This is a genomic window from Streptomyces siamensis (assembly GCF_039543605.1).
GTDB lineage: Bacteria > Actinomycetota > Actinomycetes > Streptomycetales > Streptomycetaceae > Streptomyces > Streptomyces siamensis.
This window is the reverse complement of the sequence record NZ_BAABKB010000049.1, coordinates 1-507: the sequence shown is the minus strand read 5'-3', so window position 1 is coordinate 507 and position 507 is coordinate 1. Positions and strand designations below refer to the sequence as shown.

General features: G+C 66.9%; 1 protein-coding gene. It reads right to left on the bottom strand.

The genetic code is table 11. The features are described 5' to 3' along the window. On the bottom strand, positions 1 to 507 hold a 507-nt coding region (gene cysD / locus ABEB03_RS43630; RefSeq protein ID WP_345658663.1), incomplete at both ends, for a sulfate adenylyltransferase subunit CysD.

The following is a 507-nucleotide window of genomic DNA, read 5'->3' as shown; positions in this document are numbered from 1 at the left end:
GCGTTGGAAGACCTCGCGCTGGTGGGCGAAGTAGATCTGGGGGAGTTCGATGTGTTCGCGGGCGATGTACTGCCACACGTCGAGTTCGGTCCAGTTGGACAGGGGGAAGACGCGGACGTGTTCGCCGGGGGCGTGGCGGCCGTTGTAGAGCTGCCACAGTTCGGGGCGCTGGCGGCGGGGGTCCCACTGGGAGAATTCGTCGCGCAGGGAGAAGACGCGTTCTTTGGCGCGGGCTTTTTCCTCGTCGCGGCGGCCGCCGCCGAAGACGGCGTCGAAGCGTTCGGTCTGGATCTTCTCGGTGAGGGGGAGGGTCTGCAGGGGGTTGCGGGTGCCGTCGGGGCGTTCGCGCAGGATGCCGCGGTCGATGTAGTCCTGTACGGAGGCGATGTGCAGGCGCAGTCCGTGTTGTTGGACGGTGCGGTCGCGGTATTCCAGGACCTCGGGGAAGTTGTGTCCGGTGTCGACGTGCAGGAGGGAGAAGGGGACTTGGGCGGGGGCGAAGGCCTT